The 16834-nt window shown below is 72.9% G+C and carries 15 protein-coding genes and 1 pseudogene; 4 read left to right on the forward strand and 12 right to left on the reverse strand.

The genetic code is table 11. From position 1 onward, the window contains the following. The first annotated feature begins 16 nt into the window (after positions 1-16). Positions 17-1153 (forward strand): FAD-dependent monooxygenase, encoded by a 1137-nt coding sequence (locus OP86_RS09510; protein ID WP_030057224.1) that lies wholly within the window; start codon positions 17-19, stop codon positions 1151-1153. A 47-nt stretch (positions 1154-1200) separates the two neighbouring features. Here the strand turns inward: OP86_RS09510 and OP86_RS09515 are convergent, their stop codons facing one another. After that, positions 1201-1896, reverse strand: a complete 696-nt coding sequence (locus tag OP86_RS09515) for a DUF4328 domain-containing protein (protein ID WP_030057223.1) — start codon at positions 1894-1896, stop codon at positions 1201-1203. Between the two features lie 20 nt (positions 1897-1916). Then, complete coding sequence (locus OP86_RS09520) at positions 1917-3104, reverse strand: hypothetical protein (RefSeq protein WP_051829896.1); 1188 nt, start codon at positions 3102-3104, stop codon at positions 1917-1919. A gap of 199 nt (positions 3105-3303) precedes the next feature. Between OP86_RS09520 and OP86_RS09525 the strand changes: the two genes are divergently transcribed. After that, on the forward strand, positions 3304-4359 hold the full coding sequence (locus OP86_RS09525; RefSeq protein ID WP_030254692.1) for an aminotransferase class I/II-fold pyridoxal phosphate-dependent enzyme: 1056 nt from the start codon (positions 3304-3306) through the stop codon (positions 4357-4359). On the opposite strand, the gene OP86_RS09530 is transcribed toward OP86_RS09525, so the two are convergent. Genes OP86_RS09530 through OP86_RS09540 form a run of 3 tightly spaced genes read right to left on the reverse strand, consistent with a single transcriptional unit; the run spans position 4307 to position 6310 of the window. Further along, positions 4307-5167, reverse strand: coding sequence for a serine hydrolase (locus OP86_RS09530; RefSeq protein WP_078588355.1), 861 nt, complete (start codon positions 5165-5167; stop codon positions 4307-4309). The genes OP86_RS09525 and OP86_RS09530 overlap by 53 nt on opposite strands. Positions 5168-5192: 25 nt before the next feature. Then, positions 5193-5435: a DUF397 domain-containing protein gene (locus tag OP86_RS09535; protein WP_030057219.1), complete on the reverse strand. Its 243-nt coding sequence runs from the start codon at positions 5433-5435 to the stop codon at positions 5193-5195. Further along, positions 5432-6310: a helix-turn-helix domain-containing protein gene (locus OP86_RS09540; RefSeq protein ID WP_033331482.1), complete on the reverse strand. Its 879-nt coding sequence runs from the start codon at positions 6308-6310 to the stop codon at positions 5432-5434. The genes OP86_RS09535 and OP86_RS09540 overlap by 4 nt, the downstream gene beginning before the upstream one ends. Positions 6311-6429: 119 nt before the next feature. On the opposite strand from OP86_RS09540, the gene OP86_RS09545 reads away from it, so the two are divergent. Beyond that, positions 6430-6888: an ATP-binding protein gene (locus OP86_RS09545; protein WP_030254696.1), complete on the forward strand. Its 459-nt coding sequence runs from the start codon at positions 6430-6432 to the stop codon at positions 6886-6888. 120 nt (positions 6889-7008) lie between these two features. Here OP86_RS09545 and OP86_RS09550 read toward each other — a convergent pair whose 3' ends face one another. Further along, positions 7009-7206, reverse strand: coding sequence for a hypothetical protein (locus tag OP86_RS09550; protein ID WP_030254699.1), 198 nt, complete (start codon positions 7204-7206; stop codon positions 7009-7011). Positions 7207-7389: 183 nt separating this feature from the next. Here OP86_RS09550 and OP86_RS09555 point away from each other — a divergent pair, with 183 nt between their 5' ends. Further along, a complete protein-coding gene (locus tag OP86_RS09555) occupies positions 7390-7770 on the forward strand; it encodes a VOC family protein (RefSeq protein ID WP_030057215.1) in 381 nt (126 codons plus the stop codon). Between the two features lie 75 nt (positions 7771-7845). Here the strand turns inward: OP86_RS09555 and OP86_RS32860 are convergent. The 6 genes and pseudogenes from OP86_RS32860 to OP86_RS09590 form a co-directional block, all read right to left on the reverse strand. Beyond that, positions 7846-8199: pseudogene (locus OP86_RS32860) on the reverse strand (SDR family NAD(P)-dependent oxidoreductase); the annotation flags it as partial. An 84-nt stretch (positions 8200-8283) separates the two neighbouring features. Next, positions 8284-8922, reverse strand: a complete 639-nt coding sequence (locus OP86_RS09565) for a DUF1707 SHOCT-like domain-containing protein (RefSeq protein ID WP_051829897.1) — start codon at positions 8920-8922, stop codon at positions 8284-8286. A gap of 113 nt (positions 8923-9035) precedes the next feature. Beyond that, complete coding sequence (locus OP86_RS09570) at positions 9036-9389, reverse strand: VOC family protein (protein ID WP_030057213.1); 354 nt, start codon at positions 9387-9389, stop codon at positions 9036-9038. Between the two features lie 1391 nt (positions 9390-10780). Then, entirely contained in the window at positions 10781-12370 is a 1590-nt protein-coding gene (locus OP86_RS09580; RefSeq protein ID WP_051829898.1) for a hypothetical protein, read from the reverse strand. 78 nt (positions 12371-12448) lie between these two features. Next, a complete protein-coding gene (locus tag OP86_RS09585; RefSeq protein WP_030057209.1) occupies positions 12449-13225 on the reverse strand; it encodes a leucyl/phenylalanyl-tRNA--protein transferase in 777 nt (258 codons plus the stop codon). Positions 13226-13430: 205 nt separating this feature from the next. After that, on the reverse strand, positions 13431-16661 hold the full coding sequence (locus OP86_RS09590; RefSeq protein ID WP_030254705.1) for a non-ribosomal peptide synthetase: 3231 nt from the start codon (positions 16659-16661) through the stop codon (positions 13431-13433). Between the last annotated feature and the right edge of the window lie 173 nt (positions 16662-16834).

The following is a 16834-nucleotide window of genomic DNA, read 5'->3' on the forward strand; positions in this document are numbered from 1 at the left end:
CTCTGGGAGCACCACCATGACCACACCACCCCTGCGCGTCCTCGTCCACGGCGGCGGCATCGGCGGCCTCACCCTCGCCACCGCCCTCGCCCGGCAGGGCCACCACGTCGACGTCGCCGAGCTGCGCGAGCAGCTGGAGGCGCTCGGCGTCGGCATCATCCAGCCCTCCAACGCGCTGCACGTGATGCGCGAGATCGGCGTCCTGGAGGACTGCCTGGCGGCCGGCTTCGCGTGGGAGGTGCTGACCATCTGCGACCCGGCCGGCGCCACCCTCGCCGAGATCCCGCAGCCCCGGATGGGCGACGCCCCCGCCAACAACGGCATCCCGCGCCCCGCCCTCGCCCGCGTCCTCGCCGACGCGGCCGTCCGGGCGGGCGCCACGGTCCGCTTCGGCACCACCATCGCCTCGATCGCGGACGACGGCGCGGGCGTCGACGTCACCCTCACCGACGGGCACGCCGCCCGCTACGACCTGGTGGTCGGCTTCGACGGCATCGGCTCGCCGCTGCGCAAGCACCTGTACGGCGTGAAGTACGCCCCCGAGTACACCGGCTTCGCCAACTGGCGCGTGACGCTGCCGCGTTCGCCCGAGGTACGGGGCGTGGTGATGTCCGCCGGCAACCTCAAGGCGAAGGCCCTGCTGACCCCGATCAGCGCGGACCTGATGTACCTGGGCGCGGTGTTCGCCGAGGCCGAGGACTTCCGCCCGGACCCGGAGCGCGCCCACGAGCAGCTCCGCGAGCGCCTGGCCGGTTTCGGCGGCCCGATCGCCGCAGCACTCGCGCAGGTCACCGACCCGGCCGCCGTGGTCCACACCCGGATCTCCCAGGTCACCGTCGAGGAGCCCTGGCACGTCGGCCGGATCGTGCTGGCGGGCGACGCCGCCCACGCCTCCACCCCGCACCTGGCCCAGGGCGCCGCCATGGCCGTCGAGGACGCGCTCGTCCTCGCCCAGAGCCTGGACGCCGCCGACACCGTCCCGGCCGCCCTCGCCGCCTGGGAGGCCAGGCGGCGCCCGCGCGCCATGTGGGTCCAGTCCCTGTCCCGTGCGGTCCTCAAGCAGGAGACCGGCACCCCGACCACCTCGGAGGAGGACGAACTCCTCAAGGTCGGCATCCCGGGCGCGGCGCACGCCCTCGTCCAGCCGTACTGACGGCCCTACTGGCGGCCGCGGCGGTCGGTGGTCGGTGGTCGGTGGGCTCAGCGGAGCGCTTCGGCGCTCCGCTGGGTCTGCCAGGTGCTGATCTGACGGATGACGTGGATGATGAGCACACCGGCCAGCACGTCCAGCGCGAAAGAGACGGTCCCCAGGTACACGGCCTGGCGCAGATCGTCCTCCGAGACCGTGTCCTTCATGACCTGGTAGGTGTAGGCCCGGCCAAAGCAGCTCCCGATCACCCAGGCCCCCCACCAGACGGCGAGCAGCGGACCGGGAGGCGTCCGCCGGGGCGCACTGGCCTTCCGGATGTCCGTCACGACCTGGTACGGGATCCACAGGTTCACCACCGGGGCGATCCAGGAACCTACCACCCAGCCGCGCGCCCGGCGTTGGCTGCCCGGGCCACCCGCGGACTCGGCGTTGAGCCGAGCCCGCCACAGCCAGGCCAGGAACACCACCCCGGCCGGGATCAGGAGCAGCAGGACCTGCAGCCCGTCGAAGTAACTCGCGAAGTCGTCGACCGACTGGACGTCCTCCAGCGTCGCCTTCCCCGCGAGGACGTCCTCGACGACGCGGTAGACGCGCCAGTCGGACACCGTGTGCAGCGCGTCGTACACCATCACCAGCACGATCAGGATGGAAGCGGCGACGCCAAGTCCGGAGACGGACCGGTGCTGCTGCGCTCCGGCCCGGCCCGCGCCCGCGCCGACGGACGAGCGTTGCTGTGGATGCTCCATGTCTCCCCCAGAGTTCGTGTTCACCAGAGTCCGGTCAACTGCAGTACCCGATAGCCGAGCCACCCCGCCAGGGCCAGCGCGGCCGCAATCCCGAAGCCCGCGAACACGGCCGCGTTCGTCGCGGATCGGGATCTCCAGATCATCGTTCGCCGTCGGCGCCCCACGGACGCAAGCGCGGATTTCATGGCCAGCGCCACATGGGAGGTGGACGTCTCCACCGCCAGGACGCGCCACCCCCAGCCCAGCATCCCCTTGCGCCTGAGCCCCACCGGAAAGACCCCGGGGGTCCAGAGGTCGTCGAAGACGATGACGGCGGAGATCCAGTGCTCGCCCATGCCCAGCCCGTCCGATGTCATCGGGGTCGGCAGGTGTTCGTTCAGCCGGGCCGCCAGGTCGAACGAGCCGCCCGGAGCGAGCAGGATCAGCTTTGCCGCCGGCTGGGTGGTGCGTGCCTGCTCGATCTCCCACCACAGCCCGTCACCCTGCCCCAGGCGCAGGACGATGAGCTGGGACATCTCCATCAGCCGCAGAACGGTGGGCTTCCAGTCGTCGGGCGGCAGGTAGAACCGGGACGCGCCCAGCTGTGGGAGGGGCTCCCCCGGCCGTCCCACCGCAATCACGGGACCGACGGCGCCCAGCGCGGCCGCGAGTTGCTCCTCACGCGTGTGCAGATTGACTTCCCCGCCGTCGTCGACCTCGGCGGCGGTCTCGTCATCGCCGAAACTGCGCAGGTAGAGCACGGGTTTGCGACCGTCCAGCCGCAGCGTCCGGGCCGCCGACCGAGCCGCGTACGGGCGGGTGCGGCGCAGGATGAGCAAGCCGACCGCCAAGGATGCCAGGCCGCCGAGGAGCAGCAGGAGCTGCTGCTCCAGGGGCATCTTGTGGCCTTGCTGCTCCGACATGGTGACGGCGTAGGTCCCACCGCCGAGCAGGATCAGGCCGAGGCTGTTGGCCAGCCTGAGCGCCCTGCGCCACCGCCCCTGGGGCGGGACGAACCGGCTGACGAGGGCCACGAGTTCCGCGGCCCCGGACAGCCGGCGGCGCCGCAGCCACAGGGCGGGCCAGAGCAGCACCAGGGCGGCCACCCCGAACCACAGCGCCACGATCGCGCTCGGGCCGGCCCCTTCGCCCAGGCCCACGCTGATCAGCAGGTGCAAGGCGACGTAGGCCGACAGGACGGCGAGCCCCGTGACCAGTCTGGCGAACATCCGTAAGCGTGACGACACTTCAGCCCATCCCCAAAGCTATCCCCCGACAGCATGAGCGGAACGCTCCATGTCCATACCACTTCTGATTGATCGTCATGCACACGGAGACGGTCTTGTGTCCACGCGCGACCGCGGGGCAGGCTGGCGGCCGTCCCGAACCGACCGACGCCCTGGGGGTACGGTGTCGTCCCTGTTCCGCATGCTCGACCTGCACGAGGCCGTGGAGCGCGAGCGGCAGCACCCGGGCGGGCGGCTGTTCGTCTCCGACTACAACGGCGGACACCCGTACGTCGCCGACTACTTGGGCCCGCTCGCGGACACCCCGCCGTACCTGCTCGGCGACGTCACCCGGTACTCGGCGATCGACGAGGACCGCGCGCTAAGGGCCAAGATCGCGGCACTGCACAGCCGGTATGACGAGGTCGAGTACGGGCACCGGCAGGTGATCCCGGCCGGCGGCTCCAGCAGCCTGCTCGGCACCTTCTGCACCTGGCTGCACCTGAACGGCGTGCGGCGCGTCCACTACCTGCCGCCGCTCTACTACAAGTTCGCCTACTTCTTCCGGCAGTTCGGCATCGAACCGGTCCGGGTGAGCGAACTGCACGCCCAGCAGCCCGGCTTCGCCCCGGAGTTGCCCGACGAGCGGACGGTCCTGCTGCTCACCGACCCGCTCTGGTACGCCGGGCAGCCCGTCCCGGCCGGCGTCCTCAAGCGGATCGGCGAGTGGCAACGGGCCACCGGGTCACTGGTGTTCGTGGACGGCACCTTCCAGTACCTGCGCTGGGACGGCGACCGGCGCGAGGAGAGCGCCGCCCTGCCCGCCGACCTCACCCTGCGCCTGGTCTGCCCCACCAAGTACCTGTCCGTCCACGGTTACCGCTGCGCCCACCTGCTGGCCCCCGAGCGGCTGCGCGAACCGCTCGCCGAGCTGCACCTCAACCTGCACGGGGACGTCACGGTGGCCGACCGGCTGTTCGCCCACCAGGCGGCCGACCTGATGCTCGACGGCGAGGGCAACGGCCGCCTGGTCGACCACATCCGCGCCAACCACCGGCGGCTGTTCCACAGCGGTGCGCTACGGGCGTCCGCGCCGGTGGACACCGGGTACTTCCTGTTCGCGCGGGTGGCAGCGCCTGCCGACCGGCTGCTCGCGCTCGATCAACGGCACTTCGAACTCACCGGGCACGAGGGGTTCGTACGGATCAACCTGCTGAACGAAACGGCGCTCGAAGGGCTGACGGCCCTCGCCCGCTGATGTCCGTGCTGATGCTCCTGCCGAGCTCCCCGCTGAACTCTCCGCTGGACTCCCCGCTGATCTCCTGGCGCCGCGTCCAGACCGCCGCCGAGATCCGGGCCAGCAGGCGAGCCGCCGGGTCGGTGCGGTCGGCGCCGGAGGCGAGCGGGCCGGTGTAGCAGACGGCGAGGAGGTAGGGCGGGCAGTCCCGGGGGTGAATGAGGCCCACGCTGTGGCGGGCGCCGGGGACCCAACCGTTCTTGAAGGCGATCCGGGTGGACGGGGGGAGGCCCGCGGCGAGGTCCACCCGGAAGTCGTTGCGCTCCAGGAGGTCCAGCAACTCCGGCTCCCCGGCGAGCGAGTGCAGGAGGCGGACCAGGTCGCGGGCGCTGACCAGGTTGTGGATGCCGGCGGCGCGGGCGGCGTAGTCCTCGATCCCGCGCGGGCTGGCGCTGCGGGTGGCCCCGGCGTGCCGCCACACGTCCGCGACGGCCCGCGGAGTGGTGCGGGCCAGACAGAGGTTGGTGGCGAGGTTGGAGGAGTGCGTGATCATCCGCTCGGCGAGGAGGCGGAGCGGGACGTGGGTGCCCAGGAGCTCCCACGGGAGCGGATCACTGTCCCAGTCCGGATCGTTGCCGAAGTCCCCGCCCACGACGGACTCGAAGCGGTTCACCACCGGAACCTCCGCATCGAGGTTCGCACCGCCGCGGGTCAGCGCGGCCAGCACCGCGACCTTCATCGTGCTCGCGGCGTCGTGCAGTTCGTCCGGGTTACGGACGAAAACCGGCGCCGCCTCGCCCGCCCAAGGGGCCACTACCACAGAGAGCATGGAGGAAGAGTAGGGGAAGGTGCGGTCAGACCTCGACGGTCGCGGCGAACGACACGAAGGCCTGCCAGGCGGTCGGCTCGAAGGCCAGCTGCGGACCGCTCTTGTCCTTGGAGTCACGGACATGGACGACACCGGGAGTCTCAGCGACCTCGACGCACGCGCCGCCTTCGTTGCCGCTGTAGCTGCTCTTGCGCCAGGCGACCTCGACGCATTCGCCGCCCTCGTTGCCGCTGTAGCTGCTCTTGAACCAAGCCAGCTCGGTGCTCATCGTTCTCCCAGGATCTTCTCGATCAAGGCCAGGGACTCTTCCGGGCCGAGGGCCTGCGCCCTGAGGATGTTGTAGCGCGCGTTCATGATCCGGACTTCATCCGGGTCGGAGATCAGCCTACTGCTCGTCTGCACCTCGATGTAGGCGTGCTGGGGCTGCCCCTTCGGAGTGATCAGAATGAACGGTCCCCCCATCCCGGCATGCTCGGTTCTGTCCAGCGGAAGCACCTGGATGACCATTCCACGCATCCGACCGACCTCCAGAAGGTGACGAAGCTGGGCAGCGTGCACGTCCCAGCCGCCGAGCGGCCGCCGCAGCACGCTCTCATCAATCACCCAGCTGAACATCCCGCGAGGCCAGCGGGTCAGCACCTCCTGTCGCGCCATTCGCGATGCCACCCGCATCTCGATTACCTCCTCCGACAAGGGTGGCTGCCTCATCGCGTACACCGCTCGCGCGTGTGCCTCGGTCTGGAGCAGTCCAGGGATGTCGAGGGTGGCCAAGTCGTGCATCTCGATCGAGTCGACTTCCAGGGCCGCGTAGCCCCTGAACCAGGCCGGGTGCCGAACCTTCGCCTTGGCCCGCGCGCTCACCACATCGTCCTTCGCAACCGCCAACAGCCCGCCGGCATTGAGGACCTTGTCCACCGCGACCAGCAACTCCGGCTGCGGCGTCCGCACCCCGCGCTCCACCGCACTGATCAGGTGCTCCCCGTACCCGACTCGCTCGCCGAGTTCCTTCCGCGACAGCCCGGCCTGCTCCCGCAGGAGCCTGATCTGCTTGCCGATCGCCCGGAAGAAGTCCGAGACCTCCGTCAGGTCCTCCGGCAGTTCCGTCCGGCCCTCGCCCGACTCGCTGTTACGCGCCGCACCCATCGCGACCACCCCGCTTGTGATTGAGCCACGAGACAAAAAGCTGTCCGCACCGGTACAAGCACTCTCCGTACTCGCCGAATGCATGGTCAGGGTACGTCCGCGCCACCACGCTTTCTCCCATGACGACCGAAATCCCCCTCGACAACCCCAGCAGCCACACCGCCATCCTGGCCGCCACACCCAAGGGCGCCGCGATCTGCCGACGCGTCGCCAGACGTCAACTCACCGCCTGGGAGCTGAACTCCACGCACACCGAGCCGTTCTACTCGGCGCTCCTCATCGTCACCGAGCTCGCCGCGAACGCGATCACGCACGGACGCATTGCGGGGCGCGGGTTCGAGCTGCACCTCTCCCTCACCACCACCACGCGCCGGGGCACCACCCTCCGTATCGAGGTCTCCGACCCCCGCGGCGACCGGCTTCCCCTCCTCCCCACCGTCCACGTCCCCAACGCCCAGACCGGGCGCGGCCTCACCCTCATCGACGCCCTCTCCGACCGCTGGGGCACCATCCCCCGCCACCCCAACTCCAAGACGGTCTGGGCCGAAATCGACCTCACCACCCCCGATGCCGTCTGAGCCCCGCCATAGCCAGGGCCAAGACCAAGGCCACGCAACCCCCACCACCACCCCGTAACAACGGGAACGGAGTGGGAAGTCGGCCGATCCGACTTCCCACTCCGACGCGCTCCCGAGGGATCAGAGCTCGCCCGGCCGCGGCTTGTCGAGCCAGCTGTCCGTGGTCACCCCGCCGCCGACCGCCAGGACGCGGTGCTCCTCGTGGCCGATCCAGGCGTCCGTGGATCCGCCCCCACCGGTGGCCGCGGACGCCGAGCCCGCGCCGATGCCCAACACCACGGCCGCTGCTGCGACGCCCACAACGACACGCTTGATCACGATGGTCCTCCTACATTCCGAAATGGTCAGTGCGGCAAGTGGACCAGCCCCCGGCAGACAATCGATCAACGCCGTTGCCCGACATCGCTTCGACAGCCCCGAAATCCCCTTCGCCCACGCTCGCCTCGTCCGGTACGGTCGCGGGGTTGTCCGGCAGTCCCCAGGCTGAGAGCAGGTTTCCTCATGGCGTGTCGAATCAGCGAACTCGTGCTCGATTGCCGCGAACCCGAGGTGCTGGCGCGGTTCTGGTGCGAGGTCCTGGACTTCGTCGTGCTCGGTCGCGAGGACGACGGCTCGATGGAGATCGGGCCGCGCGAGGGCTTCGGCGGCGCACAGCCGACGATCTTCCTCAGCCGCCAGGACGAGCCGGAGAAGGGCAAGTCCCGGCTGCACATCGACGTCAACGCCACCGACCGCGACCAGGACGCCGAACTCGAACGCCTGCTGGCGCTCGGTGCCCGCCCGGCCGACATCGGCCAGACCGGCGAGGAGTCCTGGCACGTCCTGACCGACCCCGAGGGCAACGAGTTCTGCCTGCTCAAGTCCCGCCTCAAGCCGCTCTGATCGTCACCTGATCCGCCTGGCCGCCTGATCGCCCGGCTGCCTGATCACCCGTCACCAGAGCACAGGCGTCCCGTCCCAGGCGAAGAAGCCGCCGGTGGGGCCGGTGAACTGGGGATTGGGGTGGGTGCTCCAGGTCGGCGACGCGGTGCCACTGGAGACGTTGACGATCCGCGGGCGCGGCGACCGGCGCAGGGCGGGCAGGAACGCATCCGTCACCGCCACCACCCCGAACACGTTCGTCTCGTAGGTACGCCGGTACTACTCGACGGGGGTGGCGGCCGGCGGAGCGAGCGACGGTGAGATGTCGGCGTTGTTGACCAGCACGTCCAGGCGGTCCACCTGCGCGACGGCTCGTGCGATGCCGTCGGGATCCGTCACGTCGAGGACCAGCAGCCGGGCGCCGGCACCGATCTCCTCGACGACCTGCTGGTCGACGCGGCCGCGGATCGGGTGGTGGCCGAGCCGGTGTAGGCGTAGTCCCAGGGGCCGTACACGACGTACCCCGCCCGGCGGTCACGCGCGAGAGGCGACCACCCGCAGGCTTCCCCCGTGGGTGAACCCCGACACCGTGACCACGTGCGTCACCGCCACCCCCGGCACCGTGTGCCGCGAGGCGTGGTCGCGGACCCGCCCGCCGTGCGTCGCGAGCCCGCTCAGGTCCACCGCCACCCCCAGCGGCAGGGTCAACCGCACGCTGCCGCCGTACATCGCGATCCGGAGCGCGCTCAGCCCGCCCTCTGGCAGCCGCGCCACGGTGTAGTCCAGCCGCGCCGAACCGCCGTACATGCCGAGCTCGATGGCGCGCGGCACCACCCACGCGCCCTCCCGGCGGAACCGCTGGCCGCTGACCTGCCACCGCTCCACCTCGCCATCCGGCACGACCGACGCGATCGGCACGACCGGCACGGCTGGCGGCAGGACCCTCGGCGGAGCGGGCGGAGCGACCGGGAGGTCCTCGGTGAGCGGCGCCAGATCCGCGAAGGTGCGCGCGGTGAGCGCCCGCTCCACCCGCTCCTCCAACTCGTCGGCGTCCAACCGGCCGTCCGCCGCCGCGTCCCGCAGGATCTCCACCATCCGGTCGCGGTCCGCGTGCGAGACACGCAACAGACTCGGATCACGCTCGACTCGGCCGCCCGGCTCCTCGATGCTCATGGCCGCCCACCCTACTGACATACCGTCACACTGGTCCTGCCGTACCGTGCGTGCAGACCTGCGGACGGCCGCCCGGCCCGCCGGCGGCCCTCATGCCGCCGGCGTTAGCGCACTCAGACGGGCTGCCACAGTTCAATCCGGTTGCCCTCGGGATCGGTGACCCAGCCGAACCGGCCGACGCCCTCCATGTCCTGCGTCTCCTCCGCCACGTCCGCGCCCCCGGCCCGCAGTTGGGCGAGCATCGCGTCCAGGTCGCGGACCCGGAAGTTGAGCATGGTCTGCTGGGCGCGGGACCCGAAGTATTCCGTCCCGGCCTCGAACGCCGCGAACACCGTCGGGCCGGCCTCCTGACGCCACAGGCCGTACTCGTCGGCATCCAGCCCCAACCGGTCGCGGTACCAGGCACTCAGCGCCGCCGGGTCGGCAGCCCGCAGGAAGTACCCACCGATTCCAAGCACACGTTCCATGCCGCCATCCTGCCAGCCCGCCCCCCGAACAGCCCCGCACCGCACCCGCCCATCCGCCGGTCCGCCCGTCCGTCCGGGGCCGCTCTGCGTAGATGGCGTCCACGGAGACGCGGGACGTCCGCGGTCTCCCCCGGCTGCTGCCCCGCCAGGTGACTACCCGCCCCGACCAGAGCGGCCGAGGCGGGGCCGACCGTCCCCACCCCGTCAGGCCGCTGTGGATCGAGGATGCCGGTGGGCGGCGGCGGCGGAAGGAGCCGGGCACACGGCTAAGCCGCTTGACTGCCCGGCAGCTGGTCCGGCGGCAGGCGGTCCGGCGGCGGGGTGACGCGGGCGTGGGGGCTGGGCGGTCGGTGCGGCGTAGGACGAAGACCACGGGCAGGGCGATCAGGCTCGGCCCGGCGAGCCACTGACGGCCGTCGAGGTCGACGGCCACCGAGCCGGCGAGCATTCCGGCGGCCAGGACGAAGCCCGCGATGAGGCCTCCGAGGTAGAGCTGGTGGGCGCGCTCGTCCTTGCGCTCCTGGGCGGCGCTCCGGGCCCGCTCGATCGTCTGCTCCTCCCGTATCCGGGCCGTGTCCAGGCTCAGCCGGTGGCGCGAGCGGGCGGTCTCGCGGGCGTGTTCGCGCTGGAGTTCCAGTTCGAGGTGCTCCAGGGCCACGCGCAGGTGCTCGGGCGGGAGTTGGGCCCACTGGGTGGCGATCTCCGGCGCCGCGGGACGCCGGGTGCGGCTCTCCTCGGAGGTGGTCGCCTGTCGTCACCTCGGGGCGTGGGTACGGGGTCGCCGGGGCTGGGGCCGGGGCCGGCGGCGCCCGGGGGCGGGCCGAGGAGGAGGAAGAGCCGCTCCAGCCCGTCGGCGACGCTCGCGGCGGCCCGGGGGGGGGTGAGTGAATCATCGGCGCACTCGTGCAGTTGACGGTGCCGGGGCGCGGTCGCAGCGCCCCGGGGCCGCCGGGCGGGTGCGATCGCGCTCCCGACGTCGCCCATCTCCAGCTCGACGACGGTCCCGTTCAACTCGGCTTCCGAGATCTCGACGTCCTGCGGCGTGCGCGCCCCTGCGTGGACGGGGATCGGATCACGCCCGCTGCCGTAGACGCGAACCCGGCGGGCACCGCGAGGCCACCCCCGGCTTCGGCCCAGCGACAGCAGGGCCACCGCCCCCAGCAGGCCCACCGTCAGGCCTGCCAGGCCCGCCAGCGCCGCCCCCCAGCCGGCCACCTTGGCCACCTTGGCCAGCGCGAACACGAGCAGGAGCGGCGCGGCCAGAACGCCCAAGGTCCGCCTGATGTCCCTCACCCCGCCCTCGTCGGACGGGACCAGAGCCCACCCATGACAAGGCCCCTTGACCGGAGAACCGGTCAAGGGGCCTCAAGGATGGCATTTGTGACTGTGCGTCAGCTCTTGCTCGGACGCGGGGACGGCAGCGCGGCCGAGCCGCCCAGCAGCGGCCACTCGCGGTGGAACGGCGGCAGCGGCAGCTTGCCCTCGATGATCGGGGTGCCGAAGACCTTCAGGTGGGCGAGCAGCGAGCCGTTCAGGTCCACGCCGCCGACCAGCGACCAACTGCCCTGCGCCTGCGGCGGGTTGCCGGAGGAGTCGGCGACCAACGAGCCCTCGACCTGGGCCTTCAGGTAGGGGGCGACGGTGGTCTCCACGCCGACGGTGTCGTACAGGCCGAGACTGATCTCGGCGCCGAGCGCGGCCCGCACGCCCGCCTTGCCGTTCAGTCGGACGTGGACCGGGTTGACCTTGGTCTCGGCGTTGGTGACCGGTGTCCAGCCCTTGCCGCCGGTGTAGTCGGCGCGCACGGCCCAGGTGCCGGCGGCGTCCTGCTCCGCCTCCAGGTGGACCTGGCCGTCGGCGCTGACCTCCAGGTAGCAGGTCAGACCGAGGTTGACGACCACCGGCAGGCCGGCGACGGTCAGCACCGGGCTGGCCTGCAGCTTGGCGAAGGGCACCCGGACGGGAGCCGCGCCGGTGTTGCGGGCCACGTCGCCGGTGACCTTCCACTGGGCGTGGGCGCCCAGGTCGAAGCCGATGGACGCGGTGCGCGGGCTGCCCGCGGCGGCGCCGTGGTAGGCGAAGTGGACGGCCGGGTGCAGCTGGAGCGAGCCGGAGGCGTCCAGGCTGGCGCCCTCGGGCAGCGGCACGGGGGCCTTGAGGTCGACCTCCAGGGTGCCGGAGGCGTCGGCCTGCACGCCGTTGCCGTCCGCGCCGACGGTCGCCTTGAGGTCCTTGACCAGCGGCGTCACGGTGATGCCGTGCGGGTCGACGGGCACGCTGCCGTCGGCCTCGGTACCGCCGAGGAGTTCGGCGAGGGTGGCCGGGCGGGTGGTCAGGTTGACGGTGTTGCCCGTGCCGGGGCGGACGCCGGTGACGGCCACCAGCGCACCCTGCGGCGCGGCGGCGGTCGGCGGGCTGGCGATCAGCTGCCCGGGCTGGACGGCCGCAGCGGCGGCATTCGGGGCGGTGGTGGTCGGGGCGGTGGTGGTCGGGGCAGTGGTGGTCGGGGCGGCGGTGGTCGGGGCGGCGCTTGGAGCGGCGCTCGGCTTGGTGGTCGGCGCCGCGCTCGGGGAGGCCGCCAGGCTGCCGGCCGCCGTCAGGACCGCCGTGCCGCCCGCCGGGTCGTAGGCGGTCAGTTGCAGGCTCTTGGTCGCCGCCGTGACGGCACCGCCGTCCTTGCCGGGGCTGCCGATCGCGGCCTGCCGGTCGTCGGCGGGCGCCGCGGTGACGGGCACGGCGCCCGCGGTCGGACGGCCTGTGGCGGGCGAGGCCGCCTTGGCGCGCGGGGTGCCGCCGGCGGGTGCGGCTGCGGCCGGGCTGCCCCCGGCGGCGGTCGCGCTCGCGTCGGCGACGGTGGCGGCCGCCGGGGCGGCGCCGTTCTGGGAGGTACCGGGGCTGGTCGGCCCGCACGCGGCGGCCCCGGCGAGGATGAGGGTGAGGACGGCGGGGCCTGCGGCCCTGCCTATGGAGCTCTTGAACACGCGGCGTCATGTTACTGACGAGGAATAAGTTTGTCGAAGACAGGCCAAGCGGACGCCCGACGCGGGCTCGACCACAGGTCATCCCAGCCGCGACGCCGGCAGCCTCTCCATCGACAGCGGGCCCGTCCCGGCCGCGGAGGAAAGTTCGGCGAGGTACCGGGAGCGCGCCATCGGCTCGGCCCCGAGGCTGCGCACGTGCGGCCCGTCCCACTGCGCGTCGAGCAGCCGACCTCCCGCCGCACCGAACCGGGCGCCGAGGTCGGCGACGGCTACCCGGGCGGCGTCCGGACGGCGGTGGAACATCGAGTCGAGGCTCAGCACGGGCCCGACCGCGACCCCGAACACCCCGCCGACCAGCTCCTCCCCCTCCCACACCTCCACGCTGTGCGCCGCCCCGAGCACGTGCAGGTGCTCCAGCGCCGTCGACAACTCCTCGGTGAGCCAGACGGTCCGGCGCCTGTCGGCGCACTCCGCCAGCACCCTGCCGAAGGCCCGGTCCGCGCTCGTCCACCACTCCGAGTGGTTGCGCAGCCGCCGGGCGAGCCGGCTCCCGAGCCGCACGCCGTCGGGCGCGATCACCGGCCGGGGATCGGGCGACCACCACGCCAGCGCGTACGGATCCTCCCCGCCCGGCATCAGTGCCACCTCGCCCGCCTCGACGGCGTCCCCGTACAGCGCCTCGCTGTAGGCGCTCGCGTACACGTCCCCTGCCGGCAGCGGGAACAGCCCGCACCGGTACGCCGCCAGCAGCTCCTGCGGCCCGAGCGTGCCGCCGAAGGCCACCGGGCCGTCCGCGAGGCCATGCCGGACGTCCAGTGCGCCGAAGGCGCCGAAGGCGTCATGAGCCCAGCTCATGACGCCGCCCCATGAGCGCTGCTCATCGCACTGCCCGCATGAGACGTGTTCATCGCACCGGCCCATGAGTTCCGCTCATCGTGCCGCTCCCATGAGACTTGCTCATCACTCCCCCTCATGAGACCTGCTCATCGCGCTACCCCATGAGACCTGCTCATGACGCCGGCCCATGAAGCCCGCTCATGTCGCCGCTCATGAGGCTTGCTCATGACGCCACCCCCAAGAACCCTTCCCCTTCCAGCCCCGCCAGATAGTGGTCGATCAGCCCCGCGTCCACCGGCGGCAGTTCGATCCCGCTCCCGGCCAGCGCCGCGTCCGCGTTGGCCCGGTCGAACAGCGGGAACGTCGGCCGGAAGTACATCTCGCTGATCGACAGTTCCGACCCCGGCGCGCGGTCGACGAACAGCGGGACGAACGGCGCGATCGGGTGCGTCGGGTTCCCGGCGGCGAAGCGGACCAGTCCCTGCACCCATTCCCCGTAGGGCAGCTGGGCGATCCGGTGGCCGCGCGCCCGCAGCCGGTCCGCCAGATCGGCGAGGACGCCCGGCCGCGGGGAGGTGAGGTGGTAGACCTCGCCGTCGGCGGGTGCGTGCGCGGCGATGTGGGCGATGGCGCCGGTGAAGCGGTCGGCCGGGACGAAGTCGAGCAGCAGCCGCACGTCGGGGCAGCTGCCGCTGTCCGCCAGGTACTTGATCAGCGCGCACAGCTCGGTACCGGTGTTCATCACCCCGCTCGCCAGGTCCCCGGTGACGTCGTTGGTGCGCAGCACCGTGACCGGCAGTCCGGCGGCGGCCGCGTTGTGCAGCAGTTGCTCGGCCACCCACTTGCTCTCGACGTAGCCGACGCCGATCCGTTCGGGGTGGGCGAGCGGGGTCCGCTCGGTGACCTTGTCGACGCCCGCCGCCCCGAAGCCGGCCAGCACGGCGAGGGTGGAGAGGTAGTGCACGGGTATGCCCCGGCTGTGCCCGGCGAGCCGGACGATCTCCCGGGTGCCGCCCACGTTGGCGTCGCGCAGCTGGTGGTACGGGTAGAGGAAGTTGACCTGCCCGCCGAGGTGGTAGACCGCGTCCAGGTTGCCGGCCAGCCAGTCGAACTGCCGCTCCGTCAGCCCGATCCGGGCCCGGGTGAGGTCGCCCACCAGCGGTACCACCCGGCTGTCGGCGAGGTCGTGCCGCAGGAAGCGCTGCTGGGTGGCCCGCAGCCGTTCCAGCGCGTGCTCCTCGTCGGGTGCCCGGACCAGGCAGTGGATCCGGGCCCGGGTGGTGGCGAGCAGCGCGTGCAGCAGGTGCGCGCCGCAGAAGCCGGTGGCGCCGGTGAGCAGGATCTCGGCGGGTTCGGCCCGGGAGGGCGCCGGGCTCCAGGACTGCCCGACGGGCTCGGTGAGCCGGGCCTCCGCGAACCAGTCGACGGCCGCTTCCCCGCTGCCCGCACCCGCGCCCACGTCAGTACCCGCGCCGACACCTGCACCGCCGCCCGGTCCCGTACGAGCCCCGCCGCCCGTACCGGTCCCGCCGTCGGCCCGGGCCTCCTGCAGCGCCCTCGCGAAGGCCCGAAGCACGGGCTCGCGCAGCAGCGTGCGGGTGAGCGTCCGTACCCGGCCGACGTCGATGCCGAACAGGATCCGGGCGCGTGCCAGCATCTCCATCGCCAGCAGCGAGGTGCCGCCGAGCGCGAAGAAGTCGTCGTCCGGGCCGACGGTCTCGGCACCGAGCAGTTCCGCCCACAGCTGCCCGACCGCCTCCTGGACCGCGTCCCGCGCTCCCCCGGCACCGCCCTCGGCGTCCTCCCTGCCGCCGGTCCCGGTCCCGCCCCGGGTCTCGCCCTCACCCGCCGTCCCGGGCGCCGCCCGGAGCGCCGCCCGCACCGAGGCGTGCGGCAGCCGGCGCCGGTCGATCTTCCCCGCCACGGTGAGCGGCATCGCCTCCAGCGGCACGAACGCGGCCGGCACCAGGTACTCCGGCAGTCGCTCGGCCAGGAACGCCCGGATCGCCTCGGCGCCGCCGACCGACCCGGGGGCGAGCGTGTAGTAGGCGGTGAGCGCCCGGCTGCCGTCCGCGGCCGCCCCGTCGGCCGCGACCCGCGCCTGCCGGACGTCCGGGTGGGCGGCCAGCACCGCCTCGATCTCGGCCGGGTCGACCCGGTGGCCCCGGACCTTGACCTGGTCGTCGAAGCGGCCGAGGATCTCCAGTTGCCCGTCCTCCCGCCAGCGTCCGGCGTCGCCGGTGCGGTACATCCGCTCGCCGGGCAGCGGGGCGTACGGGTCGGGCAGGAAGGATTCCGCGGTCAGGCCGGGGCTGCGCCAGTAGCCCCGGGCGAGGCCGGGCCCACCGAGGTGGATCTGCCCCTTCTCCCCGGGCCGGACCGGCCGCAGCCGCGCGTCCAGCACGTGCACCCGCACGCCCGGCAGCGGTCGTCCGATCGGCACGGGGGCGGCCGGGCCCCCGCTCCCTCCCCCGGCCCCGTCCCCCAGCAGTTCCGCCGTGACCTCGCAGAGCGTGGAGGTGACGGCCGCCTCGGTGACCCCGTACGCGTTGAGCAGCCGCGTGCCGGGCAGCCGGTCCAGGCAGGTGCGGCAGTCGTCGGCGTGCACGACGTCCCCGCCGACCACCACGAGCCGCAGGCCGTCCGGGCCGGGCCCGCCGGGCGGGAGCAGGTCGAGCACGTGGTGCCCGTAGGCGGGGGTGAAGTCGGCGGCGGCGAGGCCGAGCCCGGGCAGCCGACGCACCAGTTCGGTGGGCGCCCAGGTGCCGCCGCCGGTCCCGCCGCCGCCCAGGACGACCGTCGCGCCCGCGAGCAGGGCGCCGAAGACCTGCTCCAGGGCGGTGTCGGAGCCCAGCACGGCCAGTTGCAGGACGCGTTCGCCGGGCGCGAGCCGGTACGCGTGGACGATCCGGTCGAGGGTGAACACCAGCGCACGGTGGGTGACCGGGACCCCCTTGGGCCGGCCGGTCGTCCCGGAGGTGTAGATCAGGTACGCGAGATCGTCCGGGCCCGCGCCGTCGTCGGACCGAAACCCACCCGGGCCCGCGCCGTCGTCGGACCGAAACCCACCCCGGCCCGCGCCGGCATCGGGCGGGGCCGCCGTCGCCCCGGCGCCGTCCGGCCGCACCACCGCCACCCCCGGAAACTCGTGACCGTCGGTGACCACCACCCGCGCCCCGCAGTCCTCGACCAGCCGGGCCAGCCGCCGCTGCGGGTGCGCCGGGTCGAGCGGCAGGAAGGCTCCTCCCGTCTTGAGCACGCCCAGCCAGGCGGTGATCAGGTCCGTCCCGCGTTCCAGGCAGACCGGTACCACCTGCTCCGGCCCCGTGCCGCGCGCCTGCAGCTCGGCGGCCAACCGGTCGCTGAGCAGGTCGAGTTCGCGGTAACTCAGGGTGGCGTCCTCGGCGATGACGGCGAGCGCCCCGGGGTCATGCACCGCCCGCGTGCGGAACAACCCGTGCACGGTGTCCGCGAATCCGGCCGCCGGCGCTTCGCGACCACCGCCGCCCCCCGGGCCCGCCCCCGGACCACCTTCCCCCGGAAGGCCCGGACCGCCGTCTCCCGGGAGGCCCGAAAGGCCCCCGGCACCGGTGAATCCCAGCCCCGAGGGCCGCCATTCCCGCTCCA

The organism is Streptomyces novaecaesareae, assembly GCF_000716875.1.
Taxonomy (GTDB): domain Bacteria; phylum Actinomycetota; class Actinomycetes; order Streptomycetales; family Streptomycetaceae; genus Kitasatospora; species Kitasatospora novaecaesareae.

Bases quoted from the DNA above. Each gene is read 5' to 3' on its own strand.
- OP86_RS09510 (WP_030057224.1), top strand. From the start codon at position 17: ATGACCACACCACCCCTGCGCGTCCTCGTCCACGGCGGCGGCATCGGC.
- OP86_RS09515 (WP_030057223.1), bottom strand. From the start codon at position 1,896: ATGGAGCATCCACAGCAACGCTCGTCCGTCGGCGCGGGCGCGGGCCGG.
- OP86_RS09520 (WP_051829896.1), bottom strand. From the start codon at position 3,104: ATGTTCGCCAGACTGGTCACGGGGCTCGCCGTCCTGTCGGCCTACGTC.
- OP86_RS09525 (WP_030254692.1), top strand. From the start codon at position 3,304: ATGCTCGACCTGCACGAGGCCGTGGAGCGCGAGCGGCAGCACCCGGGC.
- OP86_RS09530 (WP_078588355.1), bottom strand. From the start codon at position 5,167: ATGCTCTCTGTGGTAGTGGCCCCTTGGGCGGGCGAGGCGGCGCCGGTT.
- OP86_RS09535 (WP_030057219.1), bottom strand. From the start codon at position 5,435: ATGAGCACCGAGCTGGCTTGGTTCAAGAGCAGCTACAGCGGCAACGAG.
- OP86_RS09540 (WP_033331482.1), bottom strand. From the start codon at position 6,310: ATGGGTGCGGCGCGTAACAGCGAGTCGGGCGAGGGCCGGACGGAACTG.
- OP86_RS09545 (WP_030254696.1), top strand. From the start codon at position 6,430: ATGACGACCGAAATCCCCCTCGACAACCCCAGCAGCCACACCGCCATC.
- OP86_RS09555 (WP_030057215.1), top strand. From the start codon at position 7,390: ATGGCGTGTCGAATCAGCGAACTCGTGCTCGATTGCCGCGAACCCGAG.
- OP86_RS09565 (WP_051829897.1), bottom strand. From the start codon at position 8,922: ATGAGCATCGAGGAGCCGGGCGGCCGAGTCGAGCGTGATCCGAGTCTG.
- OP86_RS09570 (WP_030057213.1), bottom strand. From the start codon at position 9,389: ATGGAACGTGTGCTTGGAATCGGTGGGTACTTCCTGCGGGCTGCCGAC.
- OP86_RS09585 (WP_030057209.1), bottom strand. From the start codon at position 13,225: ATGAGCTGGGCTCATGACGCCTTCGGCGCCTTCGGCGCACTGGACGTC.